The following is a 23,626-nucleotide window of genomic DNA, read 5'->3' on the forward strand; positions in this document are numbered from 1 at the left end:
CGCGCCGTCCGGCGGTGCGCGGCCCGGGGTCCGTCGTCGGTGCCGGGGTCAGCTCTCGAGCGTGGCGTCCAGCGTGATCGTCGGCACGCCCGCGAGCGCCTTCGAGACGGGGCACGTGGCCTTGGCCGCCTCCGCCGCCTGCTGGAAGCCGGCGGCGTCGATGCCCTCGACCTCGCCGCGGACGGTCAGCGCGATCTCCGGGATCTGGAAGCCGCCTGCCGGGTCCGGCGCGAGGGTGACCTCCGCCGTGACCTCGAGCGAGACGGGCGTCGCGCCGGCCTCGCCGAGCAGCGCGGAGAACTGCATCGCGTAGCAGGACGAGTGCGCGGCGGCGATGAGCTCCTCGGGGCTCGTGACCCCGCCCGCGTCGTCGGCGGCGCGACGCGGGAAGGACACGTCGTACGTCCCGACCTTCGAGCTCGTGAGCTCGACCTGGCCCTGGCCGTCCTGGAGGCCGCCGTTCCAGGCGGTGCGTGCGATACGGGTGGGCATGCGAGATCTCCTTCGACGTCGTGGGTCCCGGGCAGGACCCGGTGCCCCGACCGTAACCCGCCGCGCCGCGCCCCGCCGGGACGGGGTGCGTGAGGTCTGCGTCACGCGGCGCGCTCAGCCGAGCGTGCCCGCCGGGCGGTAGACGACCGACGACGCGCGGTCGTCGAACGAGCCCAGGGTCGCGCAGTGCGGCGTGCAGTTCTTCTTCGTGCCCGCGTACGAGTAGGAGTCGTAGAGCGTCACCCAGCACCCGGCGTACGTCGACGCCGAGGAGACGACGTTGTTCATGAGAAGGTTCGCGAGGTTCGGGAACCCGTACGTCGAGCCGGTGTGGCACCCGTTCGTACCCGACCCGTAGAGCACCTTCGACGCGCCCTTGTAGCTCGGGTCCCGCCACAGGACGCCGAGCACGATCGACCCGGCCGCGGCCGTCGTCGCCCGCTCCGCCGCGACCCGCGGGCCCGCCGTCGTCGTCGCGTTGAGCTCGCCGACGAGGCCGTCGACGTCGGCCCGCGTGGCGCGACCGAGGCGCGACGGCGCGACCTCGTCCCCCGACACGAACTCGAGCGCCTCCTCCAGCGAGCCGAAGCACACCTCGGGTGCGGCGGGCAGCGAGGCAGGGTCCTCGCCGGGGAGGAGAGGCCGGGCCTCGACGGCGCAGCTCTCGCCGGTCGCGACGGGCTGGTCGGCGAGCGGGACCGCCGCGAGATCGTCCCCCGGGGCGGCCCGGACGCCCGACGGCGAGGCGAGCGCCGGGCCGGCGACGGCGCCCACCAGCACGAGACCGGCGACGAGGCCGGCGGACAGGGCGCGGAGCGGAGTGCTGGTCATGGTTCTCCTTCTGCGTGGGCCACGCCCCCGGGTTCGCACCCCGTGGACCTGACGCGGGAAGGGGACTCCCACAGGACGGCCACGTCCCGTGACCCCGCCCGCATCCTAGGGCGGACGGTCCCCCGGGGCCCGGCGGAGGTCCCCTGCCGCTGGGCAGGTCGGGCGGTCGTTGGTTACCGTGCTCGGGTGGCCTCGGTCCCACCCGGGCGAGACCGCTGGGAAGGACCCATCCACGAACCCTTCGCCGAACCGGCACTGCCGGGGAGATGAGTGTCGATGAAGCACCGTTCTCTACCCGTGTCACTGACCGCCGCCGCCGCGAGCCTCGCGGTCGTCGCGGCCGCCGCCGCGCCCGCCGCCGCGGACCCGCCGCCCGACCCCGGCAACGCCTTCGGCGTGCAGTCGGGCGCGTCCCTCGAGCCGACCGAGAAGGTCGCGCCGTCGCTCGCCAAGGCGACCGGCACGGTCACCGCGTTCGTCGAGCTCGACGCGCCGTCGGCGGTCGACCTCACGGCGCAGGGCGCGAGCCCCGACGAGGTCGAGGCCAACGCGCAGGAGGTCGCGCAGCTCGCGGACGACGTCGTCCCGCAGCAGGCGACCGCCCGCAGCGCGGGCGCGCGGAACCCGCAGCAGGTGTCGGTCACGAGCACGCTCGTCGCGGGCGTCGTCGTCACGGGCGACGCGGCCCGCGTGCGCGACCTCGCGCGCGACGCCTCCGTCCGCACGGTCTACCGGATCATCCCCAAGAAGCCCGCGAACAAGGGCACGGACGTGTTCACGCGCGCGCTCGAGACGTGGCAGAGCACCGGCCTCACCGGCGAGGGCGTGCGCATCGGCATCATCGACACCGGCGTCGACTACACCCACAAGGCGTTCGGCGGCCCCGGCACGCAGGAGGCGTTCGACGAGGCCTACGGCGACCGCGGCACCGGCCCGGTCCCCGAGGGCACGTACGACGAGCTGAAGTTCCTCGGCGGCCACGACTTCGCCGGGTACGACTACGACGCGAGCGGCACCGTCCCCGGCACGACGCTCGTGCCGACGCCCGACGAGAACCCCATCGACTCGCTCGACTCGGTCGGCTCGGGCCACGGCTCGCACGTGGCCGGCACGACGGCGGCGTACGGCGTCACGGCCGACGGCGAGACGTTCGACGGCGACTACTCGACGCTCACGGACATCTCCGACTGGCAGGTCGGCCCGGGCTCCGCGCCCGAGGCGGGCATCTACGCGCTCAAGGTGTTCGGCGACCTCGGCGGCTCGACGGGCGTCGTCGTCGACGCGCTCGAGTGGGCGGCCGACCCGAACGGCGACGGCGACCTGTCCGACCGCCTCGACATCGTCAACCTCTCCCTCGGCTCCGACGGCTCGCCCGCGGACGACCCGGAGAACCTCTTCATCGACCAGCTCTCGCGCCTGGGCACGCTGTCCGTCATCGCGTCGGGCAACGCGGGCGACGTGACCGACGTCGGCGGCTCGCCCGGCAACGCGCGCACCGCGCTGACGGTCGCGAACTCGGTCGGCGACACGCAGACGTTCGACGCGGTCCGCGTCGAGGCGCCGGAGTCCCTCGCCGGCACGTACCCGGCGCAGAACTCGCAGGCGTACGCGGGCACCGCGGACGTGACCGCCCCGGTCGCGTTCGTCGCGGACGACTTCTCCGGCTGCACCGCGTTCACGCCCGAGCAGGCGGCCGCCGTCGCGGGCAAGATCGCGTTCCTCTACTGGGACGACGACGACGCGACGCGCGCGTGCGGCAGCGCCGCGCGCTTCAACAACGCGGAGGCCGCGGGCGCCGTCGGCGTCCTGCTGTCCTCCGAGCTGTCGTCGTTCGTCGCGGGCATCGCGGGCAACCCCGGCATCCCCGGCGCGCAGCTCACGGGCCCGAGCCACGCCGCGCTGCGCCCGGCGATCGAGGCCGGCGAGGTCACGCTGACCGTCGGCCCGTCGCTCGCGCTGTCGTCGTTCGTCTCGATCCCGGAGATCGGCGACACGCTGAACAGCGGCTCGTCGCGCGGCGTGCACGGCTCGCTCGGCGTCGCCAAGCCCGACGTCGCGGCGCCCGGCACCGGCATCGCGTCCGTCGCGTCCGGCCGCCTGGTCGGCGCGAGCATCAAGTCCGGCACCTCGATGGCCACCCCGCACGTCGCGGGCATCGCGGCCCTCGTCAAGCAGGCCCACCCGGGCTGGGCTCCGGCCGAGGTCAAGGCGTCGGTCATGAACACCGCGACGCACGACGTCTTCACCGGCCCCTCGGGCACGGGCACCGCGTACGGTCCCGAGCGCGTGGGCTCCGGCCGGGTCGACGCCGTCGACGCGGCCACGAACACGACCCTCGCCTACGCGTCGCAGGACTCCGACCAGGTCTCCGTCGCGTTCGGCGTCGTGCCCGTGGGTGCGGACCCGGTGACGGTCCGCAAGACCGTGACGGTGCAGAACACCGGCGACACCCCGAAGACGTACTCGACCGGATTCACGCAGTCGAGCACGGCCGGCGGCGCCACCGTCTCCGTCGCGCCCGCGTCGATCACCGTCCCCGCCGGCCAGCGCACCGTCGTCACCGTGACCCTCACGGCCGACCCGGCGACGCTCGCCAAGGAGCTCGACCCGACGTCGTCGGCCGACTCCGGCGTCGGCGTGCCGCGCGACTTCGTGTCCTCGGTGAGCGGCCGCGTGGTCCTCACCCCGACGGACGGCGGCAGCGAGCTGCGCGTCCCCGTGCAGGCGTCGCCGCGGCTCGTGAGCGACCTGTCCGGCAAGCCTGTCGCCTTCCCGGGCACCGCGACGACCGCCGAGCTCGACCTCGACGGCCGCGGCGTCGCCTCCGGCGGCTGGACGTCGATCGTCGCGCCGTTCGAGCTCAAGACGACGAGCCCCCGCCTCGAGGCGGACGCGGCGGTGGGCGCCTCGGCGTCGGCCATCGCGGCGGCCGACGTGCGCGCCGTCGGCTTCGCGTCCACGGCGCCGCAGGAGGCCGCGGCCGGGGGCGACCCCGCCGACGGCGCCATGGGCATCGGCGTCGCGATGGACGGGGAGTGGGCGAGCCTCGGCTCCGTCTCGATCCCCGCGGTCGAGATCGACGTCGACTCCGACGGCTCGGCCGACTTCGAGGTCGCGGCGGTGAAGTACAACGCCGAGACCGACCTCACGCTCGCCGCCACGTACACGCTCAAGGACTGGACGGCTCCCGACGGCACCGAGTACGAGGCGGGTGACAACGTCGACCTCCAGCCGGTCAACTCGGTGTGGGGCGACGTCGACACCTCGGTGTTCGACAACAACGTCGTCGTCATCCCGGTCGGCATCGGGTCGCTCGGCATCGAGGAGGGCGACGTGCCGACCTTCCAGGTCCTCACGTACTCGCCGTACTCGCAGGCCGCCGACCAGCTCGTCGACGCGAGCGAGACGTTCACGGCCGACCCGTACGACCCGGCCTACTGGTTCGGGGGCGAGGGCGAGCTCGTCTACGTCGGGGCCGACGACGCGCCGATCACCGTGCACCGCTCGGAGTCGGCGGTCGAGGCCGGCAGCGGCAAGCTCCTGCTGCTGCACCTGCACAACGCGACCCCGACCTCGCGCTGGCAGACCGTGGACGTCACGACGTCCGCCGTCGTCGACGCGACCGTCACGGCCGAGGCCCGCTGCCTCGGCGGGAAGGCCCACGTCGCGGTGCGCGTGCTCAACGAGTCGGGCGCGACGGCCGACGTCGTCGTGACCACGCCGTACGGCGAGAAGACGTTCCCGAACGTCAAGGACGGCAAGAACGCCTACCGGTCGTTCTCGTCGCGCGCCGCGTCGTTCGACGCGGGCTCGGTGACGGCCACGCTCACCGCCGAGATCGACGGCGAGGAGGTCACCACGACCTACGACGCCGACTACGAGGCGCTGAGCTGCTCGTGAGGCCCGCCGCCTGAGCGCTCCTCGCGGACGCTCGAGCGACACCCCCCGACGGCGCCCGGTCCCCACGGACCGGGCGCCGTCGGCATGTCCGGGGCCGCGTCGTGGTTCCCGCCGCCGCCGGGGTATGCCGGCCGCCGCGCGGTGGCCCCGCCGTCCGCGTGGGCGCGGCCCGCTACGCTCGCGGGCGTGAGCGACTTCCCCTCCCCCGACACGTTCTTCGCCCTGCGCCCCGGCCCCGCCGTCGGCACGGGCGCAGCCGACGGCCCCGACTACACCCTCACGGTCCACGACCTGGGCGAGCTCGTGCTCCCCAGCGGGCGCCTGGAGGCGTCCGACCCGTTCACGCTGCTCGGCCACGGGCTCGTCGTGCCGGTCGAGCCAGGGCGGTACCCGGTGCGCGTCACCGTCGCCGACGTCTCCGACGAGCAGGACGGCTCCCACCTGCGCGAGGCGTACCTGAGCGTCGTGCTCGCCGAGGGCGAGGTCGCCGCCGTCGAGCCCGTGGTCCCCGAGGGTGCGGACGGCCCGCCGGAGGCCGGCGCCGCCTACGGCGTGCCGGTGGACGCCGGGACGGTCGCGTTCGCCGACGCCGACGCCGTCGCCCGGCTCATGCCGGAGGGCGACTGGTACGACGAGGTGTTCGACGACGGCACCGACACGAGCTGGTTCGCGCTCACGGACTCCCCCGACCACCTGCGCGAGGGGTCGGCGAACATCCTGCTGCCCGGCGCGCAGGACGGCGAGAACGTCGTGCTCGCACACTCCGGCTGGGGCGACGGCTTCTACCCGCTCGTGCGGACCGTCGCCGCGGACGGCACGGTGCTCGGGCTGCACCTCGACCTGCTCGTCGCGCTGCCCGACGACGAGGACGACGACTAGGCGGGCACCGCTCCCCATGGAGCGGTGGCGCGCGGGCGGCTAGCGTTCCGGGGCAGGTGACGACCCGCGACGAAGGAGGGGCCGAATGGCCTGGTGGGAAGACGAGAAGCCGTCCGCGAGCCGGCTCGCGGACCAGCTCGCGGACTCGAGCCGTCCGGCGCAGCCCGCCTCGCCGTACGCCGACGACCGCTCGGGCTCCTGGGCCGTCCTGCCCCTGTGGCTGCTCCTCGGGGCGGCGCTCACCGCCGGCGGGGTGGCCCTGCTGGTGTCGATGCGGTCCGCGACGGGGGTCTGCCTCGGGACGACGGTGCTCGCGCTGGGCCTGTTCTACCTCAGCCAGTACGGCGTCCTCGCTGGGTACGTGCTGCAGGTCGGTCGCCTGCGCCGCCGTCGCGTCGAGGCGGCGCTCGCGCACCAGCCCCCGCCGGCCCTGACCGACCACGACGTCCGCCAGTTCCACGTGCCGATCCGGCCCGCGTACATCGGTACCGCGCGCATCGGGTTCCTCGACCCGGGCGACGCGCCGGCCCCCGCCGGGCTGCGTGCCGCGCGGGCCGTGGGCGGCGTGTGCTCCGCCGTCTTCGTGGTGGGCGTCGTCGCGACGCTCGTCGTGGGCGCCGTCACCCGAGCCTGACCGACCGCCCGCGCGACTCGCCGACGGCGCACGGGCGTGCGCACCCCTCGCTCGCCGCGCGCCCGTGCGCCGACGCTCCTAGCCTGGAGAGCGTTCCGTACCTCCCAGGACGGCAGGGGCACCCCATGACCGGGCACGGCTCGCACCGGAGCAGCCTCTCCGGACGCTTCTCCCACGACCCCGACCTCGACTTCGAGATCCGCACGGTCCTCGGCGGAGCGTTCAGCGGCGCCGCCGACGCCGGCGAGGTGCTCGCGGCCGTGGCCGACGTCGGCACGGACCACCGTGCGTGGTTCCGCGCCTGGGACGCGCTCGGCGACCGCCTGGCCGCGACCGGCGAGTCGTGCGCGGCGCGCGGGCACCGCGTGAGCGCCGCCTCCGCGTACCTGCGTGCGGCGACCTACCTCGGCGTCGCGGTGAACGCGGTGTCCGGGCTCGAGGACGACGCGCCGCTGCTGCCGACGTTCCGCAAGCACCGTGCGGCGTGGGACCGCTGGGTCGACCTCGTGGACCTCGACGTCGAGCGCCTCCCGATCCCCTACGAGGGCACGACGCTCCCGGGGTACTTGTTCCGCGCCCCGGGCGTCGACCCCGGGGTGCGCGGGCCCGTCGTCGTCGCGGTGAACGGCTCGGACGGCTCGCTGCCGTCGCTGTGGTCGGCCGTCGTGTACGGGGCGGTGCGCCGCGGGTACCACGCGCTCGTGTTCGACGGCCCGGGCCAGCAGTCGGTGCTCTTCGAGCACGGGGTCCCGTTCCGTCCCGACTTCGAGGCGGTCCTCACGCCCGTGCTCGACGCGGTCGTCGCGCGGGCCGACGTCGACCCCGGCCGCGTCGCGGTCTACGGGATCAGCCAGGGCGGCTACTGGGTCACGCGCGCGCTCGCGTTCGAGCACCGCCCGGCCGCGGCCGTCGTCGACCCAGGGGTGGTCGACGTGGCCACCTCGTGGGAGCGCGAGGTGCCGAAGAGCCTCCTCAAGCTCCTGGACAAGGGCGACGACCACGCGTTCGACCGCGACATGGCGCTCGGCCTGCGCCTGTCGAAGGGCGCCGCCCGCACGTGGCGCTTCCGCGCGCGCCCGTACGGCGAGCAGGGGTATGCCGCGACGCTGCGCGAGGTCCGCCGGTACGACGCCTCCGACGTCGCCGCTCAGGTCACGACGCCGCTGCTCGTCACGAGCCCGGAGGACGAGCAGTTCTGGCCCGGCCAGCCGGAGCGGCTGGCCGGGCTCGTCCCCGGGGCGACGCTCGTCACCTTCAGCGACGACGAGGGCGCAAGCGGGCACTGCGAGCCCCTCGGGCGGGCGCTCGTCGAGCAGCGCGTTCTCGACTGGCTCGACGAGCGCCTCGCCCGGTAGCGATCGCTCGTCAGACCCGGACGCCGAGGCCCTGCAGCTCGAGCACCAGGCCCTTGATCGCGGCGGCCGGGACCTGCCCGGACCCGCTCTCCACCACACCCGCGACCGACGCCGGCACCTCCGCGTCCGAGCAGATCACGAGCGGCGTGTCGGCGGAGGAGTCGGGGAGCCGCCCGTGCGAGCCCTTGACGTACGACGCGTCGAGCGGCACGGTGCTCATCGCGTACCGCAGGCCCACCTTCTTCTTCACGAGGTTGAGGCCGGCCTTCGCCTTCGCCAGCCGGTCCGCCGGGTCGAAGAACAGCTCGGCGGGGTCGTAGCCGGGCTTGCGGTGGATGTCGACGCCGCGCGCGTACTCGGGCGCGCGGGCGTCGTCGAGCCAGAAGTAGTACGTGAACCACGCGCCGGGCTCCGCGACGACGACGAGGTCGCCCGACCGCTCGTGGTCGAGCCCGTACCGCGCCTGCGCCTCGCGGTCGAGCACCTCGTCGACGCCGGGGACGCCGCGCAGCAGGTCCGTGACCCGCCGCCGGAGCGCCGGGTCCTGCTGGTCGCCGAGGTACACGTGCGCGACCTGGTGGTCCGCGACCGCGAACGCGCCCGACGTCCACGGGTCGAGCTGCTCCTTGCCGTCCTGCACGTAGACCTCGAGGAGGCCCTCCCGGCGCAGGATGCGGTTGAGGTGCACGGGCCGGTCGGCGTCCGCGATGCCGTACTCGGAGACGACGAGCACGGTGACGCCCTGGTTCGCGGCGTCGTCGAGCAGCGGCGCGAGCGTCGCGTCGAGCTCGGCCGCCGCGGCGTCGGCCTGCGGCGACGTGGGCCCGAACCGCTGCAGGTCGTAGTCGAGGTGCGGGACGTACGCCATCGTGAGGTCGGGCGCGTGCGTGCGCAGCACGTGCCGCGTCGCGTCGACGATCCACCGCGACGACGTGATGTCCGCCGTCGGGCCCCAGTAGGTGAACAGCGGGAACTCCCCGAACCGGCCGACGAGGTCGTCGTGGAGCGCCGCCGGGCGCACGTAGGCGTCCGGGGACTTGCGGCCGTCCGCGTGGTAGATCGGGCGCGGCGTGACGGTGACGTCCGTCGTCATGCCCATCGCGTACCACCAGCAGACGTTCGCCGACGAGTACTCGCCGTGCGCCCGGCGCGCGGCCTCCCAGAGCTTCTCCCCCTCGACGAGGCGGTTGTGCTGGCGCCACAGGTAGACGTCGCCGAGCTCGCGGAAGTACCAGCCGTTGCCCACGATCCCGTGCTCGGCAGGGCTGAGCCCCGTGAGCATCGTCGACTGGACGCTGCACGTCACGGCGGGCAGCACCGTCGCGAACTCGGACTGCCAGCCGCTCGCGGCGAGCTGGCGCAGTCGCGGCATGTGGGCGAGCGCGGTCGAGGTGAGCCCGACGACGTCGAGCAGCAGCACGGGCTTCATGCGGTCCTCCTGGTCGTGCCCGGGTCGGCGGCGGCGTCGTCCGCGGTCGGTCCCGAGGGTGGTTCGGTGCGCGCCGTCCCGGCGGCAGCGACGTCGTGCGCCGCGACGAGGTGGGTCGCGGCGAGGTGGTTCGTCGCCCAGCGCAGCTCGGCCGCGATGCCGGCGACGAGCGAGTCGGTCGCGGCCCCCTCGGGCAGCACGGCCCACGTGTACGTCTCGACGTCGAGGTGAGCCTCGTCCCCGTGCGGCGCCGCGCGGACGGCGTCGACCGCCGCGCGCAGCACGTCCGTCGTCGCGGCGAGCGGCGCGGCGGGCTCGTGGTGCAGGGGCACGTGGAAGTGCACGCGCCACGGTCCCTCCGCGGGCAGCGCGCCGTCCAGGGCGTCGGGCAGGTCGTCGGCGGCGAGCACGTCGCCCGCCGCGGTGAGCTCGCGCACCTGGTGGATGTACCGCTGCTCGGCGAACGCGCCGACGGCGGCGCGCGCCGCGTCGTCGGCCGGGTCCGCGACGTGCAGCGCGGCCGACGCCTGCACCTTGACGACCCGCAGGCCCGCGTCGGTGATGCGGCGCACCGTCGCGGCCGTCCCCGCGCGGCGGTCCGCGAAGGACACCGCGAGGTGGCACGTGTCGAGGCACACGCCCACGTGCTCGGGGTCGATGCGCCGGTCCGCCGGCACGTCCGGCCCCGTGCGCGCCGCGAGCCAGGCCACGACGTCGTCCACCGTGTCGAGCACGCAGCCCGGCTCGGGCTCGACCGCGACGCGCACGACCTTGCCCGTGCGCTCGCGCAGGTCGCGCAGGCCCTCCCCGAGCGCGGCGAACGCGCGCGACGCGGCGTCGTCGTCGGCGTCCGTCCACGGCTCGCGCCAGGCGAGCGGGAGCGTCGAGATCGACCCGGCGACGCCGTCGGGCAGGAGCTCGGCCAGCACCTCGGCGCACTCGAGCGTGTACGCGAGCCGCTCCGGGTCGGCCCACGTGGGCGTGTAGACGTCGAGCTTGACGACGTCGGCGTGGAAGCCGCCGTACGGGAACGCGTTGAGCGTGTGGACCTGGAGGCCGTGCTCGTCGAGCACGGCGCGCAGGCGCACGCGGTCGTCGGGCGAGCCCGCGAGGCGGTGCGCGAGCACGGCCGGCATCCACAGCCCGACACCGAGCACGTCGAGCCCCGCGGCCTCGCGCACGGGCGCGGCGTAGCGCACGAGCTGGTCGAGCACGCCGTCGAGGTGCTCGGCCGGGTGGACGTTGGTGCAGTACGACAGCAGCATGGTCGAGCCCTCCCGCGCTACGCCCGCGCGCCGCGCAGCACGGAGGAGCCCTCGAACTCCACGCCCGGGGTGGGGAGGTCGCCCTCGACGAACCCGGGGACCGGGTCCAGCACGAGGTTGCCCGACTGCCCGTAGAACTCGACCGGGTTGCGCCACAGCACCTGGTCGACGTCGTCCTCGGTGAAGCCCGCGGCGAGCATCGCCTGCCCCGTCTTGAGCGTCTTGAGCGGGTCGGAGCGGCCCCAGTCGGCGGCGGAGTTCACGATCATCCGCTCGGTGCCGTGCTCCTGGAGGATCGCGACCATGCGGTCCTCGTCCATCTTCGTGTCCGGGTAGATCGAGAACCCGGCCCACGCGCCCGCGTCGAGCACGAGCGCGACGTTGGTCTCGTTGAGGTGGTCCACGAGCACGTGCTCGGGCGCGATCCCCGACTCGCGCACGACGTCCAGCGTGCGCCGCGTCCCCGACAGCTTGTCGCGGTGCGGGGTGTGCACGAGCACGGGCAGCGCCGCGTCGCGGGCCATCTGGAGCTGGCGCGAGAAGACCTCGTCCTCCTCGGGCGTCATCGAGTCGTACCCGACCTCGCCGACGGCGACGACGCCGTCCTTGAGCAGGTAGCGCGGGATCTCGTCGAGCACCTCGCGGCACCGCGCGTCGTTCGCCTCCTTGGGGTTGAGGGCGATCGTCGCGTGGTGGCGGATGCCGAACTGCGCGGCCCGGAACCGCTCCCAGCCCAGGAGCGCGTCGAAGTAGTCGAGGAACGACCCCACGTTCGTGCGCGGCTGGCCCAGCCAGAACGCCGGCTCGACGAGCGCGCGGACGCCCGCGGCGTACAGGGCCTCGTAGTCGTCGGTCGTGCGGCTGGTCATGTGGATGTGGGGGTCGAAGATGCGCATCAGGCGGTCCTCCCGGTGGTGACGTCAGGGGCGAGGCGGGCGACGTCGTCGGGCACGACGCGGCCCGCGGCGCGGCGCTCGGCGGCGAAGTCGCGGGCCATGCGGGCGAGCTCGTCGTCCGCGCGGTCGTCGAGACCGGCGACGGCGTCGAGGCTCACGCCCATGAAGACGAGCTTGAGCACGGCGTGGCGCCACGCGTGCGGGTCGAGGTGCGCGGCCGCGAACGGCCCGACGGCCGCCGCGACGAGGCTCTGGTCGTTGGTGCGGAGCGCGTCCGCGGCGAGGTCCCGGCCCACCGCCACGACCGACGGCGCGGCGTCGTCCGCCAGCGCACCTCGCGCCGTGAGGGCGTCGAGACCGCGCAGGACGCCCCGCCGCTCGGCGGTGTCGCCGTGCTGGTAGAGGTCCGCGAGCCGCGCCGCGAGGGCGGCCTCGCCGTCGGCACCGCCGCGACCCGCGCCCTCGCCGAGCGCGACCACGAGGTCGGCGCGGGCGGCGTCGTCGACCGTCCCGTGCACGACCCCCGCGGGGTCGGTGTCCGGGCGGACGGGCGCGCGGCCCACCTGGCGGCCCGCGAGCGCGAACGCGCGGGTCACGGCTGCGGGGTCCTGCGCGACGGCGGCGCGCGCCTCGGCGAGCCAGCGCTCGCCCGGGGCGGTCCCGTCCGCCGTGCGGGCGTCGGGGCGGGTGGTCTCGGTCATGGCACCTCCTGGGGGTGGTGGGGGCGGTCGTCCCACGCGCGGTGCAGCGCTGTCATGCTGCGGTGCGCGAGGCCGGGGGCGTCGTACGAGTGGCGCGGCAGCTCGACCGCCGCGACGCCCGCGTACCCGACGTCGGCGAGCGTGCCGAGCACGAGCGGGAGGTCGATCTCGCCCTCGCCAAACGGGCGGTGCTCGTGGTGGGTGCGCGGCATGTCGTCGAGCTGCACGTTGGCGAGGTACGGCGCGGCCGCGCGCAGCGCGCCCACCACGCCGTCGGGCTCGACGACGAGGCAGTGCCCGACGTCGACCGTGACGCCGAGGTCCGCGAGGTCGCCGCCGTCGCCGCCCAGCTCGTCGCGCAGCCGCAGCGCGTCGCCCACCGTCTCCACGAGCATCCCGGGCTCGGGCTCGAGCGAGAGCCGCACGCCGCGGTCGCGCGCGTGCTCGACGAGCGCGGGCAGGCGCTCGCGCAGGAGCGTCCAGCCCTCGGCGGGGGTCACGTCGTCGGGCAGGACCCCCGAGAAGAAGGACACGCACTCCGCGTCCAGCACGGCCGCGATCTCGACCGCGCGGCGCAGGAACCGCAGCCGCGCGTCGGCCTCGACGTCCACGAGCGTGGGGCGGTGCTTGCGGAACGGGTCCAGGAGGAACCGCGTGCCCGTCTCGACGACGACGCGCATCCCCGCACCCTCGTGCGCTGCGGCGAGCCGTGCACGCAGCGCCGCGGCCTCGTCCTCCCAGCCGTCCGCGAAGGGATCGAGGTGCGGGAAGCCGAGCGTGAGCGCGACGGCGCCGTACCCCTCGTGGGCGAGCACGTCGAGCGCGACGTCGAGCGGGTGGTCGGTGAAGCCGTTGGTGCCGTACCCGAGCGTGAAGAGCATCGCGCCCCCGGCGGTGCCGGGCGCGCTCACGTCTCGCTCATCTCGGCGCGGCCCGGGGCCCGCCCCGCGCGGCGCAGCAGCCGGCCCGCGACCTCGACGCCCGCGAGCACCCCCACCGACGCCAGGCTCCCCCCGCGCGCGGACCACGCCGCCTGCAGCGGCAGCATCGCGCGGATCCCGGCCTTGGTCGCGGCGAACGCGTTCTGGGCGGACGGCGTGATCGCGGCGTCGACCTGCCGGGGCAGGCACGTCGCGAGGTAGGCGCCCGCGGCCGCGACCCCGGCGACCGCCGTCGCGACGCGCGTCCGGTGGCTCGCGCCGTCGGCCGCCCGGGCGCGGCGCACCGCCCCCGCGCCGACGACCGCCCCGCCCGCCGCGGTGGCGGCGGCCACGCCCGCGGCGAGGGACGACGTCGTGCCGTGCACCTCGCCGCGCGACAGGTACGTGACGCCGGCGGTGTGCACGGCCATCCCCGCGGCGGCCGGCAGCGCGGCGCGCAGGTGCCCGACGCCGGCCCCGAGCAGCACGTCGAGCCCGCGGCACGCGGCCATGACGAGCGGACCGGCCGCGCGCTCCTTCGCGACCGTGTCGTACGTCCACACGCTCGCGGCGAGCGGGACGGCGACGGCGAGCGCGCGCGCTCCCCCGCCCGCGGCGGCGAGACCGACGCCCGCGGCCGTGAGGCCGACGGCGACCTGGAGGGCCCGGCGCTCCGTCACGCGGCCCGACGGGATCGGCCGCTCGGGCCGCTCGACCGCGTCGAGGTGCCGGTCCGCGTAGTCGTTGAGCGCCATGCCGCCCGCGTACAAGCAGGCCGAGGCGAAAGGCAGGAGGGCGCGGCGCGGCGTGAGCGCGTGCCCGGCCGCCGCCGCGCCCGCGAGCGTGTCACCGACCACCGAGAGGACCGCGGGGGCGCGGACGAGGTCCAGGTGGTCGTGGAGGGAGCCCGTCACGACCGGTCGGCCGCGGCGGTCGCGTCGCCGCCCACCCGGGCGGTCGCCGCGCGGACCCAGTCGGACAGCGCGACGGTCTGCGCGGCGAAGTCGTGCACGCCGCTGCCCCAGGGGTCCTTGAAGAAGAACCCGAGCTCCGGGACGGGGCCCGCGTACCCGGCCGCGTCCGCGAGCGCGAGCAGGCGCGCCAGGTCGAGCACGAGCGGCGCGGCGAGCATCGAGTCGTACGCCGACCACGTGGTCTGCAGCGTGAGCCGCGAGCCGAGGAAGCCCTCGACGTGCACGTGGTCCCACGCGACCTTGATGTCACCGAGGTCGGGCACGTTGTCGATGTGCAGCGGCGTGACGTCGCTGCCCGTGAGGTCCTGGAGCCCGCGCGACTTGGACACGAGCTTGCTCTGCACCGCCTGCGGGTCGGCGAGCGTGGCGCCGTCCCCGCCGCCGAGCAGGTTGGCCCCCGCCCACGACAGGACGCGCAGCCCGCGGGCCCCGAACGCCGGGGCGAGGATCGTGCGCAGCCACGTCTGGCCGGTCTTCCCGTCCTGGCCCGCGACGGGCACGCCGCGCTCCTCGGCGAGCTCGAGCAGCACCGGGAGGTGCATGCTCGCCGACGGCGTGAACTCGGCGAACGGGGCGCCCGCGAGCAGCGCGGCGTACGCGGTGACCGAGCTCGGCGGCAGCACCGCGCGCTCCGGGTCCGCGAGCGCCGCGCGCAGCAGGTCGCGGTCGGAGAGCTCGGGCGCGGGCTCGGGCAGCGGCTCGGTCGACACGAGGTCGACGACGACGACGCGCGCGAGGCCGTGGCGCTCGCGGAAGTCCACGATGTCCGCGGCGAGGCGCTCCGCGGCGGCCTGCTGCGACTCGCGCGCGGTGCCCTCGGCGGGGTGGGCCGAGTAGCCGGGGCGCACCTCGGCGTCGGCCCGCTCGAGCGCGGCGTGCGCGGCGGTGAGCAGGCGCGGCGCGATCATGCCGGCCTCGACGAGCAGCTCGGCGCGCTTGACCATCGACACGTCGGAGATGTCGTGGCCGCCCACGACGAGGTCGCCGAAGGCGGGCAGCGGGGCGGAGGCGAAGGGCTCGCCCGCGGTGACGCACCCGGTCGGCTCCGCGCGCCCGTCGGCGATCACCGCGAGGCCGAGGGCGGCGGTGGTGGCGACCGAGCCGCGGGCGCCGACGAGCCACAGCCCGGTGCGCGCGTCCGGGGCGGGGCGGTCCGACGATCCGTCAGGGGCGAAGTGGTGCATCGTTGCTCCCGTTCCGACGGCGGACGCCGCGGCGCCGCCGATCACGACGACGATGGCCTCCCTGCCACCGTCGGACCGCACGCCCCGGGAGAGGGTCGCTCTGCTCGCTCTCCGACCCGGTGGCGCTCGGTCTGCTGCGACCCTAACCACACTTTTGTCGGTGGTCAATCAAAAGCGTGGCCACTTTCGCGACCTCGGATGCTTGCAACGTGCAAAAGCGCGCAGGCGAAGCCGACCTGGCGGTCGGTATCACGATACCGACCGCCGGGTCGTGCTCCGTCATCCGGCAGCGGGCGTGAAGTCGAGCTGGTCGTCCACCACGGCCACGACCGACCAGAGGTTCCCGTCCGCGTCGGACAGCTCGTACGCGGGCAGCAGGACGGCCGCGCCGTCCGGCTGGTGCTGCACCGCCAGGCCCAGGCGCGCGTCCGTGATCGTCACGTCCGTGACGGGCCATGCGAACCGCGCACCCTCCCCCACGGTGGGCGGGACCGTCGGGGCCTCGGGCTCGGACGCGGTCTCCGGGAGGGGCTGCACGTCCTCGCGGGCCCACGCGATCATCCCCCCGCCGCCGAACCCGAACCGTGCGTCGCCGAGCCGCTCGACCGCCTCGGCCGGGCTGACGACGTCGTACGCGCCGAGCGGGACCCGCGGCGCAAGCGGTCCGGAGAGCGACGCGAGCCCCGCACCCGAGTACGTCGCTTCCCACGTGGTTCCCGTGCGCTGACCGTCGACGATCTCGTAGGCCGCCAGGAACGTGGCCCGGGCGCCCTGCTCCGGCGTCATCTCGCGCGCGACGACCTCGTATCCCGAGACGTCGACGTCGAGTCGCGCGAGCAGTTCGCGAAGCTGGTCCACGGCGGCGTCGGGGCTTGGCGGCGCCCCGTGCCCCTCCTCCGCGCACTCCCCTGGCTCCGCTGACGAGGTGGACGAGCCCGCCGGCCCTGAGCCGTCCGCACCGTCAGCAGGCATCGGCGTCACGGCGACGCAGCCCCACGGGTCCTTGGCCGGGTCGGTGAAGCTCACGCTCGCGAGACCGTCCGGCTGGAGCGAGACCCTGGGTCCCGTCCAGTCGGCCGAGCCGACGGCGTACGACCCGTACTCCTCGCGCACCTCGCCCGCGACCCCGAGGGTGTCGGCGACGCGGCGCACCGTCTCCTGCGAGAACACGCCCGCCGCGTCGTAGGCCCACGCCTCGGCGCTCGCGCCCTGCGTGGGCAGGCCGTCCTGGTGGAACACCGTGCGCGCTCCCCAGAACCCCCCGGCGAACCCCGGGACGACGCTCGCCGCGCGCGACGCATCGACAGCGCCCCCTTCGGTGGCGGCGCCGCCCGCGAACGCGTCCGCCCCCGCGGGTGCGTCCGCGCTGCCGAGCCGGATCGGGGCGAGCGCCGTGCTCTCCGCGGCGGAGCCGCCCGCAGTGGTCCTCCACTCGCCGGCGCCGAGCGCGTAGCCGCCCGTCCCGATGACGAGCGCGCCCACCACGGCGGCCGCCACCTGGAGCGGCGCCCGACGGCGCAGCCGGCGGGCGCGACGCTCGGCGAGCTCGTCGACGAGCGCGGCCGTCGGGCCGTCCGCCCCGGCGAGGCCGGCCGCGTCCGGGAGCTTCGCAGGAGCCGCGCCCGGGCCGCTCGTCGCGGGACGGGCGAACGCCTCGGGGACGCGGTCGCGCACCGCGGCCTCCAGGACCGTGGCGTCCGGGGTCGCGTCCGCGGCCGGGTCGGCCGCGCGCAGGCGCTCCAGGTCCGCGTCGTCGGGCTGCTCGGGGGTTCGGGTGGTCATGTCGCCCTCCAGGTACCGCAGGGGCCGTACCGCGCAGGTGCGGCCGGTCGGGTCTACCCGTGATGTGTGCTCAGGCGCCGGTCTCTTGCGCGAGCGCCGACTGCTCCGCCCACGCCGTGCGCAGGCGCGCGCGGGCCCGGGACAGCGCGGCGTCCGCGCCCCCGCGCGACGTGCCGAGGACGGCGGCCAGGTCCGCCCCGCCGAGCCCCTCCCACGCGTGCAGGAGCAGGATGCGCCGGTCGCGGTCGGAGAGCGCGCCGAGCGCGCGGCGCACCTCGTCGTCCTGCACGACGACGTGCTCGACGTCGGCGCCGTCGTCCGGGCGCTCGGGCACCTCGGCCACGGGCAGGGCCCGCGCCTTGCGGCGGTGGTTGGCGAGGAGGAACCCCGCCGTGCGGTACAGCCACGGCAGCTCGGCGCCGTCGGGCACGTCGGCGCGACGCCGCCACGCGGTCGCGAGGACCTCGGCCGTCAGGTCGTCGGCGTCGGGGGCGACGCCCCCGACGGCGCTCGGCAGGCGCCGGCGGAAGTAGCGGTACAGCGGTGTCGCGTGCGCGGCGAAGAGCGCGGCGAACCAGGCCTCGTCGTGGACGGCGGCCTCGGTGGTCTCGTCACTGCCCTCGTCGGTCGTCACGGCGGCTCCTCGTCGGCGGGGCGGGCTGTCAACCGCTCTGTGTCCCGGGGCCCGCGTTCCTTGCACGCCCCGCGGTTCACCCGAACCTCACCCGCGACGGCCCCGATCCTGCCATCTCCGGCCCCTACGCTGAGAGGCATGACGACGACGGAGCGGGACGCCCCGCCGCGCCACCCCCGCCGTCGGCGGAGCCGGGCGGCCTGGCTGGGCTGGGTTCTCATCCTGCTCGCGGTCGCGCTCGTCGTGTGCGCCGGGCTCCTCGCCCGGGACGCGCTCGCCGCGCGGGACGCCCTGACGCGCGCGCTGGACGAGGTCCCCGCCGCCGAGGAGGCGCTCCGGGACGGCGACGTCGCGGCCGCCGACGCCGCGCTCGAGCGGGTCCAGCCCCTCACCGCGTCCGCACGGGCGCACACCGACGGTCCCCTGTGGTCCCTGGCCGCGCACCTGCCGGTCTACGGGCAGGACGTGCGGGCCTTCTCCGTGGCCGCCGCGACGGCCGACGACCTCGCCGCCGTGGTGCTGCCGTCCCTCACGCAGACGCTCGGCAGCGTCGAGGGCGACGGGATCGCGCTCACGGGCGACGGCGTCGACCTCGCACCGCTCGTCGCGGCCGCGCCGACGGTCGCGCGCGCCGCCGACGCGTTCGACGCGATCGACGCGCGCCTCGCGACCGTCGACCGCGACGCGCTGCACGCGGAGGTCGCCGACCCGTACGCCGCGCTCGTCGCGCGCACCGACGACCTGCGCCCGGTGGTCCGCACCGCCGACCGGCTCACGGCGCTCGCGCCCGCGATGCTCGGCGCCGACGGCCCCCGCCGCTACCTCGTCCTCGCGCTGAACAACGCCGAGCTGCGCGCCGGCGGCGGGATCCCCGGCGCGCTCGCGGTGATCTCGGCGGACCAGGGCAGGGTGACGCTGGAGCGGCAGGCCTCGACGGTCGGCTTCCCGTCGTTCGACGAGCCGGTGCTGCCCCTCGACCCCGGGGTCGAGCAGCTCTTCACCGACCGCGTGGGCCGCTACCTCCAGGACACCCCGCTGACGCCGGACTTCCCCACGACCGCCGCGCTCGCGTCGACGATGTGGGAGCGCGCGCAGGGCGAGCAGGTCGACGGCGTGGTCGCGACCGACCCCGTCGCCCTCTCCTACCTGCTCGAGGCCACGGGTCCGGTGACCGTCCCGGTCGACGGCGGCGCGGTCGACCTGGACGCGGGCAACGTCGTGCAGACCCTCCTCTCCGACGCGTACGGCGAGCTCGAGCCCGGCGAGCAGACGGACACGTTCTTCGCGGCGGTCGCGGCCCAGGTCCTGGAGCAGTTCCTCGCGGGCGGGGCCGACCCGGCCGTCGCGCGGGACGCGCTCGTGCGCGGCGCGGACGAGCACCGCGTGCTGCTGTGGTCGGCGCACGAGGCGGAGCAGGAGCGCCTCGCGGGCACGGTCGTGGCGGGCGACATCGACACCGCCGACCAGGCCGCGGGCTCGGTCGGCGTGTTCCTCAACGACGGCACCGGCGGCAAGATGGGCGTCTACCTCGGCAGCGACGTGCGCCTCGCGGGCAGCACGTGCACGGCCGCGGGCCGCGTGGACACGTTCGAGGTCGACCTCGCGTCGTCCGCCCCGGCCGACGCCGCGACGAGCCTGCCCTGGTACGTCACCGGCGGCGGGACGGCGGGCGTCGAGCCGGGCGTCACGCGCACGTTCGTCGTGCTCTACCCGCCGCGCGACGGGCAGGTCTCGGGCCTGCGCCGCGACGACGCCCCGCTCCCGGCGCAGCCCGGCGACGTCGCGGGCCGCGGCGCGCTCTCCGCGATGGTCGACCTCACGCCCGGGCAGTCCGCGACCCTGTCGTTCACGACGACGACGCCGCGGGACGCGGGGACCGCCGCCGCGACCTCGCTCGACGTGTGGAGCACGCCCACGACCACCCAGCCGGGCCTGCGCACGGTCGACGTCGCGCCCTGCGGCTGAGCCGCGTCCGGTCGCGTCACGGCGCGGTCACGATCCCGCGCACCGACGCTTTTTCACCCTGGACAAGCGTCCAACTCGGGCGCCCGCCTCGCTAGCCTGGCAGGACGGAAACACCTCGCGCACGTGTGGCACCTGCACGTATCAGGGACCTCGGGGCACGGCTCCCTCTCCACGAACAGCCTTTCCCGCCCACGGACAGGATTCACCATGAAGACGTCGGGAGGACGCCGCGCCGGGAGCCGCGCGCTGGCCGTCACCGCTACAGCCGCGACGGTGGTGCTGCTCACCGCGCCGGTCGCGGGAGCCGCCGAGGACGACACGTACGTGCCGGAGCCGACGATCGAGCTCACCACCCTGTCCCCCGTCTGCGACGGGGACGTCCCGTACCTCGAGTACGCCATCGCCGTCACCGGCACGGACAACGACACCGCGACCATCACGTGGCTCAACCCGGGCGGCGCGGACGTCGTCCAGTCCGGCCTCCCCCTGCAGGGCCGCGTGCTGTGGCCCGGCGCCGTCGTCGGGGCGGACGGCCGCGGCGCCGACTGGCCCGGCTGGAGCCTGGTCGACGGGCAGTGGGTCGAGGGCGACGAGTTCGACTGGGTGCGCCCCAGCGTCCAGGTGCTCTTCCAGGTCAACCCCGAGACGGTCGTCAGCGTGGACTACCCGCCGTCGTCGCCGAGCTGCGCGACGAACCCGCCGGGACAGGGGAACCCCACGACGACCACGACGGCGTCCCAGGTCTCGCGCACCGTCGCGACCGGCTCGTCGTCCTCGTCGCTCGCGACGACGGGCGCGACCGTGGGCCTGTACGCCGCCGTCGCCGCGGGGCTCGCCGCCGTGGGCGCCGCGGTCGTGCTGCTGACGCGCCGCACGCGCAAGGGCTGACCCGGCCGCCGGCACGGCCGGGTGCACGACGACGGCCTCGCACCCTCCCGGGTGCGAGGCCGTCGTCGGTGCGGGCCGGGGTCGGTCAGGCGGACGCCCAGCCTCCCGCGGCGAGGCGCGACTCGAGCCCCTCGAACGCCCAGCGGTCGACGACGAGCACCGCACCGCCGGGGGCGTCAGGCACGTACCACTGGAGCTGCTCGACGGTCCGCACCTCGGCCCCGGCGGCGTCGACGCACGAGAGCGTCCAGCGCGCGAGCGTCGCGGGCGTGCCGGCGACCTCGACGTCCGACTCCGCAGGGTCGCCGACCGCGCGGGCCGCGAGCGCGTCCGCCCCGGGGCACGTGGCGCCGTCGGGCAGGAGCGCCGTCGCGGGGTCGACGCCGTCGAGCGCCGCACCGGTCAGCACCTCGAAGCTCGGGCACGCGGCGTCCTCGGGGCACCCGCCCGCCCGGACCTGCGTGACGCCGTCGGCCGGCTGGAGCACCGACCAGTAGTCGGCGCCGGGGAGCTGGAGGGGGCCCACGGGCACCTTGCCCGCGTCGGCGTGGTCGCCGTGCGAGCCGTGGTCCTCGGCCTGGGCGGGTCCCGACCCGCCGTCGACGGCCGACCCGGCGTCGTCGGAGCCGCTCGTGCAGCCCGCGAGGAGCGCGGCGCCGAGCACGGCCGTCAGGGCCACGGGCAGGGCGGAGGCCACGGAGGGCGGGAGGGGACGGGAGGTGCGGGGTCGGGTCGTTCGGTGACGCACGGGCACGCTGACCGCCTTTCACGGTCGGAGGAGCCCCGCAACCCACTGGGGAGGGCTGCGGAGGTCCTCGTCGGCCCCTTCACGCTAACGAGCGCGAGGGCTGGTCGAGATGCGGGAGAACCACACGATGGCGGCCCGCGGGTACGGGATTCCCCGTACCCGCGGGCCGCCCCGGTGGTCCCCCGTCAGGAGGGGCGGCCGGGCGTCAGCACGCGCCGAGGGCCTGCCACGGGCCGTACTGCTCCGCACCCGGGACGTTGTTCTGCGTCCACCACTTCGCGCGGTACGACTGGCCCTGGTAGGAGACCGTCGCACCCCCGGTGTAGGCCACCGTCGCGGACCAGGCCGGCGCGGTGCACGTGCCCGGCGTGGTGGGCGGCGTGGTCGGGGGGTTCGTGGGCGGCGGGGTCGTCGGGGTGGTCCCGCCGCACGCGCCCGTCGCCTCCCAGGGGCCGCCCGCGCTCGGCCGGTCGCCCTGGGTCCACCACTTCGCGCGGTAGTTCTTGCCCTCGAACGACGCCGTCGCCCCGCCCGTGTAGACCGTCGCGGCCGACCACGCGGCCACGCAGGCCGTCGGGTCCGTCGGCGGGGTGGTCGGGGGGTTCGTCGGCGGGTTGGTGGGCGGGTTCGTCGGCGGGTTCGTCGGGCCGCTCGTGCCGTCGACGGGACCGGCCGGGAGCGTGCGGACCTTGTCCGTGAAGCCACCGAGCAGCGTGCCGTCGTGGTTGCCGGACAGGTCCCACCACATGGCGCCTCCCAGGTTCAGCCGGTCGATGTACTCGGCCTTGGCCGCCACCGACCGGGCGTTGTCGTAGCTCCACCACTGGTCGCCGTCGTACCGCCAGGCGGAGACGGTCGTCGGGTCGTAGTAGTCCTGGCCCCGCGTGCGGAGCTTGTCGTAGTCCTCGTTGCCCGCCTCCCACGTGCCGGGGGCCGCCCCGTTCGCGGCCGACCACGGCTGCGACGACGTGACGCCCTTCCAGCCGCGGCCGTACATGGCGAGGCCGAGGCCGAGCTGGCTCGGGGCGACGCCGGCGCGGAGGTACTCCTGGACGGCCTTGTCCGCGCTGAACTGGCGGCTCGCGGCCCGCGGGTCGGCCGGGTCGTCGTAGAGGTTGCCCTGGTGGCCGGCCAGCGCCGGGTCCCAGGCGCCGTGGAGGTCGTAGCCCTGCACGTTGCCGTAGTCGAGGGACTGGAAGATGCGCGGGTCGTTCCAGCCGCCGGCCGCGATGTCGGCCGGGTTGGCGGGCAGGAACGCCGAGAGCAGGTAGTGCTTGCCGGTCTGCGCGCCGTACGCGTCGAGCTGCTTGCGGAACTCGGCGAGCAGGAGCCGGAAGTTCTCGCGGTCGTTCACGGGGTCGACGGAGTTGCCGACCTCGCCGTTGTTCGAGCCCGGCCACTCCCAGTCGATGTCGATGCCGTCGAACACGCCGGCGGCCGCACCCGGCCCGCCGCGGCCGTCGATCACGGGCAGGTTGCCCTTGATGTAGAGGTCGATGCACGACGACACGAGCTTCTCGCGGGACGCCTGCGTCGCCGCCGCGCGGGAGAAGTTCTTCGACCAGGTCCAGCCGCCGATCGAGATGAGCGCGCGCAGCTGCGGGTTCTTCGCCTTGAGCTGCTTGAGCTGGTTGAACGAGCCCGCGAGCGGCTGGTCCCACGCGTCGGCGACGCCGCCGACGGAGTTCGCGGCCGTGTAGCCCATGCCGAAGTCGGCCCACGCGTCGCCCGCGCCGTCGGAGCCGTTCGGCCCCGTGCCCTGCGCCTTGTTCGCGATGAAGCACGTGAGGTTCTGGTGGTGGATGTTGCCGAACGAGTAGTTGATGTGGGTGAGGTCCGCGGCCGCGCCGGAGTCCTGCACCTTCTTGAGCGGGAAGGCGCGGCCGTACACGCCCCACTGGGTGAAGTAGCCGACGTTGCGGTAGCCGTTGACGTCGCTGTCGCCGGGGTTGCCGACCGCCGCCGTGGCGGTCGGCGCCGCCTGCGCCGGCGCGACGCCCGCGAGGAGGCCGCCGACGAGGGCGGCCGCCGTCGCGAGCGCCGCGAGGCGCGCGCCGCGCCGCCGGGCCGGGCGCGGTGGTCGGGTGGAGAGGGACACGTCCATGGGTCCTGCCTCGTGCTCGTACGGGGAGCTGCGGCGGCTCCGTGC

General features: G+C 75.7%; 19 protein-coding genes. 6 read left to right on the forward strand and 13 right to left on the reverse strand.

Annotation, left to right across the window (positions count from 1 at the left end; all coding sequences use genetic code 11):
- Window positions 1-48: 48 nt before the first annotated feature.
- Together E1O70_RS17275 and E1O70_RS17280 are read right to left on the reverse strand one after the other, a co-directional pair.
- The gene (locus tag E1O70_RS17275; RefSeq protein WP_034655150.1) at window positions 49-492 is read right to left on the reverse strand and encodes an OsmC family peroxiredoxin; all 444 of its coding nucleotides are present in this window, start codon (window positions 490-492) and stop codon (window positions 49-51) included.
- 114 nt (window positions 493-606) lie between these two features.
- Window positions 607-1,323, reverse strand: a complete 717-nt coding sequence (locus E1O70_RS17280) for a hypothetical protein (RefSeq protein WP_061267964.1) — start codon at window positions 1,321-1,323, stop codon at window positions 607-609.
- 297 nt (window positions 1,324-1,620) lie between these two features.
- Between E1O70_RS17280 and E1O70_RS17285 the strand changes: the two genes are divergently transcribed.
- From E1O70_RS17285 to E1O70_RS17300, 4 genes are all read left to right on the forward strand, one after another.
- Window positions 1,621-5,223 (forward strand): S8 family peptidase, encoded by a 3,603-nt coding sequence (locus E1O70_RS17285; RefSeq protein ID WP_061267965.1) that lies wholly within the window; start codon window positions 1,621-1,623, stop codon window positions 5,221-5,223.
- Between the two features lie 186 nt (window positions 5,224-5,409).
- A complete protein-coding gene (locus E1O70_RS17290; RefSeq protein WP_163188632.1) occupies window positions 5,410-6,102 on the forward strand; it encodes a DUF4241 domain-containing protein in 693 nt (230 codons plus the stop codon).
- Between the two features lie 85 nt (window positions 6,103-6,187).
- On the forward strand, window positions 6,188-6,736 hold the full coding sequence (locus E1O70_RS17295) for a hypothetical protein (protein WP_061267966.1): 549 nt from the start codon (window positions 6,188-6,190) through the stop codon (window positions 6,734-6,736).
- A gap of 125 nt (window positions 6,737-6,861) precedes the next feature.
- A complete protein-coding gene (locus E1O70_RS17300) occupies window positions 6,862-8,091 on the forward strand; it encodes an alpha/beta hydrolase family protein (protein WP_061267967.1) in 1,230 nt (409 codons plus the stop codon).
- 10 nt (window positions 8,092-8,101) lie between these two features.
- Here the strand turns inward: E1O70_RS17300 and E1O70_RS17305 are convergent, their stop codons facing one another.
- From E1O70_RS17305 to E1O70_RS17340, 9 genes are all read right to left on the reverse strand, one after another.
- Entirely contained in the window at window positions 8,102-9,520 is a 1,419-nt protein-coding gene (locus tag E1O70_RS17305; protein WP_061267968.1) for an alkaline phosphatase family protein, read from the reverse strand.
- The gene (eboE, locus tag E1O70_RS17310; RefSeq protein WP_174526028.1) at window positions 9,517-10,785 is read right to left on the reverse strand and encodes a metabolite traffic protein EboE; all 1,269 of its coding nucleotides are present in this window, start codon (window positions 10,783-10,785) and stop codon (window positions 9,517-9,519) included. Before eboE ends, E1O70_RS17305 begins: the two co-directional genes overlap by 4 nt.
- Before the next feature lie 17 nt (window positions 10,786-10,802).
- Window positions 10,803-11,681 (reverse strand): TatD family hydrolase, encoded by an 879-nt coding sequence (locus tag E1O70_RS17315; protein WP_061267969.1) that lies wholly within the window; start codon window positions 11,679-11,681, stop codon window positions 10,803-10,805.
- Window positions 11,681-12,382, reverse strand: coding sequence for an EboA domain-containing protein (locus E1O70_RS20190; protein WP_061267970.1), 702 nt, complete (start codon window positions 12,380-12,382; stop codon window positions 11,681-11,683). The genes E1O70_RS17315 and E1O70_RS20190 overlap by 1 nt, the downstream gene beginning before the upstream one ends.
- Window positions 12,379-13,293: a sugar phosphate isomerase/epimerase family protein gene (locus tag E1O70_RS20195; RefSeq protein WP_240696755.1), complete on the reverse strand. Its 915-nt coding sequence runs from the start codon at window positions 13,291-13,293 to the stop codon at window positions 12,379-12,381. The genes E1O70_RS20190 and E1O70_RS20195 overlap by 4 nt, the downstream gene beginning before the upstream one ends.
- On the reverse strand, window positions 13,290-14,216 hold the full coding sequence (locus E1O70_RS17325) for an SCO3242 family prenyltransferase (protein WP_061267971.1): 927 nt from the start codon (window positions 14,214-14,216) through the stop codon (window positions 13,290-13,292). Before E1O70_RS17325 ends, E1O70_RS20195 begins: the two co-directional genes overlap by 4 nt.
- Window positions 14,213-15,541, reverse strand: coding sequence for an inositol-3-phosphate synthase (locus E1O70_RS17330; RefSeq protein WP_240696756.1), 1,329 nt, complete (start codon window positions 15,539-15,541; stop codon window positions 14,213-14,215). The genes E1O70_RS17325 and E1O70_RS17330 overlap by 4 nt, the downstream gene beginning before the upstream one ends.
- Window positions 15,542-15,739: 198 nt before the next feature.
- Window positions 15,740-17,242, reverse strand: a complete 1,503-nt coding sequence (locus E1O70_RS17335; RefSeq protein ID WP_061267972.1) for a hypothetical protein — start codon at window positions 17,240-17,242, stop codon at window positions 15,740-15,742.
- Between the two features lie 70 nt (window positions 17,243-17,312).
- Window positions 17,313-17,876, reverse strand: a complete 564-nt coding sequence (locus E1O70_RS17340; protein WP_061267973.1) for an RNA polymerase sigma factor — start codon at window positions 17,874-17,876, stop codon at window positions 17,313-17,315.
- A 138-nt stretch (window positions 17,877-18,014) separates the two neighbouring features.
- Here E1O70_RS17340 and E1O70_RS17345 point away from each other — a divergent pair, with 138 nt between their 5' ends.
- Complete coding sequence (locus E1O70_RS17345) at window positions 18,015-19,841, forward strand: DUF4012 domain-containing protein (protein ID WP_061267974.1); 1,827 nt, start codon at window positions 18,015-18,017, stop codon at window positions 19,839-19,841.
- A 207-nt stretch (window positions 19,842-20,048) separates the two neighbouring features.
- The gene (locus tag E1O70_RS17350) at window positions 20,049-20,729 is read left to right on the forward strand and encodes a hypothetical protein (RefSeq protein ID WP_061267975.1); all 681 of its coding nucleotides are present in this window, start codon (window positions 20,049-20,051) and stop codon (window positions 20,727-20,729) included.
- An 85-nt stretch (window positions 20,730-20,814) separates the two neighbouring features.
- Here E1O70_RS17350 and E1O70_RS17355 read toward each other — a convergent pair whose 3' ends face one another.
- On the reverse strand, window positions 20,815-21,426 hold the full coding sequence (locus tag E1O70_RS17355) for a hypothetical protein (protein WP_061267976.1): 612 nt from the start codon (window positions 21,424-21,426) through the stop codon (window positions 20,815-20,817).
- Window positions 21,427-21,682: 256 nt separating this feature from the next.
- Window positions 21,683-23,581 carry a glycosyl hydrolase family 18 protein gene (locus E1O70_RS17360; protein WP_082774505.1) on the reverse strand — a complete coding sequence of 633 codons (1,899 nt, stop codon included), beginning with the start codon at window positions 23,579-23,581 and terminating at the stop codon, window positions 21,683-21,685.
- Between the last annotated feature and the right edge of the window lie 45 nt (window positions 23,582-23,626).

Origin of the sequence: Cellulosimicrobium funkei (assembly GCF_004519295.1) — a bacterium.
Taxonomy (GTDB): domain Bacteria; phylum Actinomycetota; class Actinomycetes; order Actinomycetales; family Cellulomonadaceae; genus Cellulosimicrobium; species Cellulosimicrobium funkei.